Origin of the sequence: Flavobacterium sp. PL12 (assembly GCF_039123485.1) — a bacterium.
In the GTDB taxonomy this organism is placed as follows: Bacteria; Bacteroidota; Bacteroidia; order Flavobacteriales; family Flavobacteriaceae; genus Flavobacterium; species Flavobacterium weaverense.
Genome location: NZ_JBANDI010000045.1, coordinates 1 through 6445 on the forward strand (window position 1 = coordinate 1; position 6445 = coordinate 6445).

General features: G+C 29.5%; 6 protein-coding genes. 3 read left to right on the forward strand and 3 right to left on the reverse strand.

Annotated features, from left to right (window positions below):
* Positions 1 to 328 precede the first annotated feature (328 nt).
* From RCH19_RS14450 to RCH19_RS14460, 3 genes are read left to right on the forward strand one after another with little or no spacing between them, the layout of a single operon-like run.
* Complete coding sequence (locus tag RCH19_RS14450) at positions 329 to 1096, forward strand: ParA family protein (protein ID WP_343023818.1); 768 nt, start codon at positions 329 to 331, stop codon at positions 1094 to 1096.
* 4 nt (positions 1097 to 1100) lie between these two features.
* Positions 1101 to 1526 (forward strand): DUF3408 domain-containing protein, encoded by a 426-nt coding sequence (locus tag RCH19_RS14455; protein WP_343023819.1) that lies wholly within the window; start codon positions 1101 to 1103, stop codon positions 1524 to 1526.
* A gap of 7 nt (positions 1527 to 1533) precedes the next feature.
* Positions 1534 to 2166, forward strand: a complete 633-nt coding sequence (locus RCH19_RS14460) for a conjugal transfer protein TraD (protein ID WP_343023823.1) — start codon at positions 1534 to 1536, stop codon at positions 2164 to 2166.
* A 130-nt stretch (positions 2167 to 2296) separates the two neighbouring features.
* Here RCH19_RS14460 and RCH19_RS14465 read toward each other — a convergent pair whose 3' ends face one another.
* The 3 genes from RCH19_RS14465 to RCH19_RS14475 all read right to left on the reverse strand — a co-directional run bounded on the left by RCH19_RS14465 (position 2297) and on the right by RCH19_RS14475 (position 6159).
* Complete coding sequence (locus RCH19_RS14465; RefSeq protein WP_343023820.1) at positions 2297 to 3331, reverse strand: hypothetical protein; 1035 nt, start codon at positions 3329 to 3331, stop codon at positions 2297 to 2299.
* Positions 3318 to 5660 (reverse strand): hypothetical protein, encoded by a 2343-nt coding sequence (locus RCH19_RS14470; RefSeq protein ID WP_343023821.1) that lies wholly within the window; start codon positions 5658 to 5660, stop codon positions 3318 to 3320. Before RCH19_RS14470 ends, RCH19_RS14465 begins: the two co-directional genes overlap by 14 nt.
* A 61-nt stretch (positions 5661 to 5721) precedes the next feature.
* Positions 5722 to 6159 (reverse strand): hypothetical protein, encoded by a 438-nt coding sequence (locus RCH19_RS14475; protein ID WP_343023822.1) that lies wholly within the window; start codon positions 6157 to 6159, stop codon positions 5722 to 5724.
* Positions 6160 to 6445 lie beyond the last annotated feature (286 nt).

The window sequence follows — 6445 nt, forward strand, 5'->3', positions numbered from 1 at the left end:
TCTCCGATTTTAGCCAGGAAACTGGAAAATAAAACTAAAAAAAAACTATCTTAAGTTTTTGAAAAAGTTGTCTTAACAAAGGGTCGCATCATATAATTATAAGATTTAGTACAGACCTATTTAGGTTTCTAAGTAAATCATTGGGTAAATATTTATCTATTTACCTCTAGATTTAAAGACACAGATAAATGTATAGATACTTTGTTAAGTACCTAATTGACTACATAAAACCATAGGTAGCGAGGAATAGATATACTGTACTATGCAACTAAGTGAAGATGTTCATCTACAATTAATTGAAAATATAAAAAATTAAAAAAACTGAAATATGAATGCAAATCACAAAACAAAATTTATCGCTTTTTCTTCTCAAAAAGGCGGTGTCGGAAAAAGTACGTTTACAACATTAGTTGCAAGTACCATGCATTATCGATTGGGTTACAATGTTGCCGTATTTGATGCCGATTTTCCACAGCACAGTTTAATTAAAATGAAATCTCGGGACCTTTCCATGGTAATGGAAAATGAGCATTTGAAAAAACTAGCCTATAAACAATTTACTACCATCAACAAGAAAGCGTATCCAATTATACAGCACAAAGCAGAAAGCGTATTAGAAGCGGCACAAGAATTTCTAAATACATCTACGGTTGCTATAGATGTTATATTCTTTGATCTCCCTGGAACGGTAAATACTCCCGGTATCCTGAAAGCTTTGGCTGGAATGCACCACATTTTTACGCCAATTACGGCAGATCGTTTGGTAATGGAAAGCACACTCATTTTTACACAGCTTCTACAAGATGTAATTATGAAAAAAGGAGTAACTTTTATAGAAACAATTAACCTGTTTTGGAATCAGGTGGATGGTAGAGAAAGTACGCCTTTGTACAAAGTTTACAACCAACTAATCGACCATTTGGGATTAAGTTTAATGCAAAGCCAAATTAAGAACAGTACCCGCTTTCGAAAAGAAAGTGAAGAACATAGCAAAACTGTATTTCGATCTACTGTAATGCCTCCTGATGAACGTTTGATGAAAGCTTGTCAGTTAGATCAATTTATGAACGAATTTTTAAAAATCATTCAATGCTAGAACTATGGAGAAAGAAAATAAAAAAAAATCTACTCCCGAAATTAATGAAGAGTTGATGATGAACCTGATGGTTGATGGGATAAAAAAAGAAGGTTTACAAATTCCAGTAGAAAAGGAAATAGAAAACATCAATTCTAAAGTGCTTCCAAAGGAAAAATCGACGATTAAGGAAAAGAGTAGGGGGAAACGGGGAAGCGAAGGGGATTACGAAAGTATCTTTTTCAAAAGAATTGACACCAATGCACGTGACGGAAAAACGGTCTATATCAGACCCGATTTCCACGAAAAATTATCCCGTATTGTTCAGGTGATAGGCGAAGACAAGATCTCTATTTATGCTTATTTGGATAATATGCTAGATTACCATTTTCAGGAATTTGGTGAGCAGATTACCAAGAGTTTTAATGATAAATACAAACCCATTTTATAAAGAAGTTATGGAAATAGTAATCGTAATTTGCTTGCTTATCATTATTGTACTGCTGTTACAAGACAAAATAGTCATTAAGAAATATCAGGAGCAAAAGCCAATACATGATAAAAACAATGCAAAGCTACCCGATATTATGGGACAGCCCAAGCCTCAAAGATGCCCTGCTGTGCCAAAAAATGTCAATGAAAGTCAAAAGCAAAAAGAGGAAGAAACTAATGATAATTTTGACATTGAAATCGACGAAGAAAAAGTCGAATTACAAATGCTACCAGAAGAGCTGGATGAAGTTTTTGGGAATGTACCTGATTTTGAGGATGAGGAAGAAGAATGGAATAGTTATGGAATATCCGATGGCGAAAATGGTTTTGCCCAAGGGGTTACCTTTGAAGAATTAAGCACTGTACAAAAGTTGTTAAAAAAAGAGAAAATGAGACCCTCTCAAAAGGAAACAGCAACAGTCCTACTTCAGAAAATACAAGGAACCGAATTATTCGACCTATTGGAAAATTCTATCGAAGATGCTTCTCAAAAAATAGCCAAGCTGCTAGACGGTACACTTTCTGCAGAGACGGATTCTGGTTCTTCTTTTTTGCGAAAAAATGATTTGGAAGATTTTGATATTGGGGAGTTAGTGTGAAATACTATTATACAATAAGTATGATTGAAAATTAATAAAAGCATATCCAAGAAGCTTACAGATAATAGTCAAAAAAGGGGAGGGTAAAAGTTATAAAATAAAATAAATCAACTTTTATTTTTGATACTTCTTATTGAAAATACTCTTCTAGTTGTTTATCAATGTCTTGCAGGAATTTAGTCATTGGACGTTTATGAATATCTTCCTTTTTAGTATAGGTCCCCAATTCTATCCGCTCATTGATATTAACATTCTTAAAGAGTTCAGGAAATGATATACTTAGCTTATCTTTATAAGTTTCAGAATATTTTAACTTTCGGATGATTAGTTCTTCTATCAAATCAATTTGAGTATTATAAATTCCCTTAATATCATATCTAACAGATATGGGGGCCAATCCTAGCGGATAAATGTATTTGTCTATAAAATCTATTTCAATTGGTTCTTGGTCAAGGAGAAAATAAGTCAGAGTACTTTCTAAAATGTTAAATGTAAATTTGCCTTCCCATTTATTATTTTCCGTTGATAGAAAATCAATTCCTATCTCTCGATTACCTTTTATTGTATTACAACTTGAGCAGATAGGAAGCAGATTGAACAAAGAAATACTCAATGCGGGATATTCGCTCTTTGGTAAATAATGATCAAATTGAAATTTTGCAATATATCTTTTTTGCTGTGTACTTATACCTATAGCGTGGGTTTCTGGTTCAATGGTCAGTGCATACTGGGCATTACATATATAGCAAGTTTTCATTCCAATTTTTGAATAAACTTTTCGAAGGTATTCTTTTCCTTTATTTTCATAATCAAGAATTTTCATGATTTCCAAGTGGAAATCTCTTTTCATTTTATTATTCTGACAGGCTATGCAACTCATACAATTTTCCGTCTTTCCTTTTTTTGATACTGGAGAAGTACAATTCTCGTATTCAAACTTAATTTTGCATAAATCAAACGATGCTTTTATTTTAATTAACTCATTATTATCAGCAATAATAATGTCTTCCAATTTTTGTTCATCGTTAAAGAAATTTATATAATCTTTAAAAAGTGGAAATTTCGCAATTAAGTCGGCTAACTCACCGGCTACTTTTTTAAGATCATAGAATTCTAGATATTCTTTTTTAACTGCATTAAATTTTAAAAAATCAATTGGTCCCATTGTTATATAATTTTTTAGTAACAATTAATAATTCTCTTTTTAATTCTTCTCGTCTTATAGTCAATACTAAAACTTCTTTAAATTTTTTATCAAGAAATGATTTGGCAGAGTTTTTAATAATTGGCTCACCAATTAAATTTATTTTTTCTAAAAATTGAATATACGTAGCTTCAACAATTTCATTGTCTGGGATTTTATCAATATCTGTAATTAATTCTTTAATATAATTTTTAGCAAATTCTCCCATAAAGCCTTGCATAAAGAAATCATTAGCCAATAGATCATGAATATTAGCTCCAAAAGTCTGCTCAAATTCTCTGGTAGAAGGTTTTCCTTCTTCAAGCCTTAAAATGTTTTGATTAGGGATATCTGACAGTATGAAAGGAGAATGAGTTAAAAAAAGAATATTAAAATTTTTCAGATCACCCAACGAATCAAGTTTTTTAATTTCATCTAGTAAATCTTGTACTAATCTTTTTTGGTATTCCGGATGATAATATAATTCTATTTCATCAAGTATTATATTGACATAGTTATATTTTTTTAAAAAAGTTCCAGCAATTGGTTCAACTGTTTTTAAGTTATTAATATGATAGGTTATCGTATTAATATTAAATATATACTGCTGTTCGCCTGAACTAAAATCTGATAATTTCATTACTGAACCCCCATTCTCAAATTCAATATCAATGTCAAAAATAGCTGGAAAAAGTTGACTCAGTATTTCATTTGTTCCTATTTTTTTGAACTCTAATTTTTCCTCAGCAACTTTTATCCATTGTTTTAATTCATCTTCAGTTAAATGCAATTCTTTATGGATGTCCCAATTATTCAAGAAGCTCAACTTACTCAGCCAAAATTCATAATTAACTAAAAAATTATAGGTCTGGTTAAATTTTCTAGCCACATGCGAATTAGATTTTAAAAGAAACTCTTTAGCTTTTTTTGCCCGCCATTTTTCTAATTCCTCAACTTGTGTTGGAAAATCCATTTTTGAAAGATCTTCAAGCTCATAAAAATGAGTCATATAAGTAGAGGAAATTTTTTGAAATTTTTTAATCAGGTAACCTAAACTATAGTCTAAAATGCTATTGTGCTCCAGACTAAAACGATTTGGGCTGGGAACCTGAGAGACGAAATCTAAAAATACTTCTTTGTTACGATATTCAATTGTAAGTTCACTAAAATTGTAGTGATTATTCTTTTTCAATTTAAATATAAATTTTTTGAATTTATATTTCTTTAAAATTGTAGCTTGTTCTGAACTTCGATATTGATCAATTATATTATAAACCAGACGATCTGTTGATAATGCTAATTCTGAATTTACGTCAATATTCCCGTTACTTCTATATGGATTAATTACATTTGGGGTTTGGTATCCATCATTTTTGTGAAATAATTTATAAACCCATGTACCTAAATTATTCGAATTCATTGAATGAAGTGAATAATTTAAAAGTATGGTGTAAAACAGCCTTTCTTTTGGAAAATCTACTTTATTATCAATTTTTTCTATTAAATAATTTACATCTTCGATCTGGTAAAAAATTTGAAAGTTTAGTTGATCACGTAGCTTTGCATTGAAATCTTTTTCAATGTGATAATTTGAAATCAATTCTTTGATTTTTTTAGCAACTGATCTGTTAAACTCTTTATAGATAAAGTCAGTCGTGGTCAAGGTATTATCTGCTTTAATATCATAATGTTTTACTCCTTCAATAGAATATCTCCATAAGGTATTACTGAATTCAAGCTCTATACTTGCTTCTTTAAAAGGAATAAAAGGCCAAACATATCTATTTTCAAGAATCAAAATTAGAGTTTTGGACATCTCTAGTAGTGCATTTTCATCAAGTTCATTAGTATTAATTGAAAAATCTAAAACCTGCTCATGATCTATAGCTTGATATTTTCTAATTTCGCTGTAGTACTCCTTGACGAAATGAACTAAAAATCTAAGATCGTTTAGTATTTGTACATCTGTAGATTCCATCGTATTAAAATGGTTAGATGCCAAATAGTAAAGAATAAGATTGTAAAAATCTATGAGACTACTTTTACCGCTTCCATTTTGACCGACAATTGCACTAACATTTATATTAAGTTGATCTGAAGAATAAATTGCGGAAGTAATTTTCTTAGGGAAAAGAACTATAATCTCATTATCATCAAGATTACCATTAGCTTTTAATACCTCATTATTGGTTTTATCTACAAATTTAAAATCTTGGTAAAACTTGTATATTACCTGAGGTTGGAGGTTTTTTTTGAATTTATCACTTGTTCCCTTTAAGGGACGAATTGCCAAGAGGCGGAAATCTTTCATATTTTAAATGTGAAATTTATTTTCATTAGGATTAGTAAATATTGATAATTAAATTAGCTATTTATTCTTTAATAAAGCTCCTTAACATAATACATATTGCCTTTATTTCTGGTGTTCCTGTCAAATTACCATTATTTATTACTTGTTGGAAAATATCAGAAGGAATTTTTTCATATATAATAGCACTATTTAACATTAAATCTCTCCCTTTCATTTCTACTTTTTTATTTTCATTAGTATTGTAATTTCTGTTGGTATTGACTATAAAAATAGATTCTAAACCTTTTAAAAAACCTAATGTAGAGTATTCTTTAAGTTCTTTGTCTAGATAAAATGAGATTAAAGAGAACATCCATAATAATGGAATTACTTCATTATTTAATCCTTTGCGGGAATAATTAGCAGTTAGTATTTTTATGTATTTTTCGACTTCTAATGATAACGGCTTTATATCATCTTCTTTTAATTTTTTAGTTATAAAATAAAAAATATTATTCATCAATATTAGGTTGAATGAGTACGGTCTATTTATTAATTCATCAAATAAAATTTTTAAATATTTAAATTCAATCGGGGCTTCTAAATCGAAGAGTTCAATTAAATTATCTACTATAGGATTCCCTATTATTGTTTTTTTATTTTCTAAATCATTTTTTAATTCGAGTATATAGTTATCTAAAGATTCTTTAGATTATGCTGCTCCCCAAAAACGGTACAACTTTTTGTTTAGATTTAAGATAGGATTAAAAACCCTAAATTAGCATAATTATGTCAAGAACAAGAAG

Coding starts and splice junctions, on each gene's coding strand:
- RCH19_RS14470 (WP_343023821.1), bottom strand. CDS start 5,660: ATGAAAGATTTCCGCCTCTTGGCAATTCGTCCCTTAAAGGGAACAAGT.
- RCH19_RS14465 (WP_343023820.1), bottom strand. CDS start 3,331: ATGGGACCAATTGATTTTTTAAAATTTAATGCAGTTAAAAAAGAATAT.
- RCH19_RS14450 (WP_343023818.1), top strand. CDS start 329: ATGAATGCAAATCACAAAACAAAATTTATCGCTTTTTCTTCTCAAAAA.
- RCH19_RS14455 (WP_343023819.1), top strand. CDS start 1,101: ATGGAGAAAGAAAATAAAAAAAAATCTACTCCCGAAATTAATGAAGAG.
- RCH19_RS14475 (WP_343023822.1), bottom strand. CDS start 6,159: ATGAATAATATTTTTTATTTTATAACTAAAAAATTAAAAGAAGATGAT.
- RCH19_RS14460 (WP_343023823.1), top strand. CDS start 1,534: ATGGAAATAGTAATCGTAATTTGCTTGCTTATCATTATTGTACTGCTG.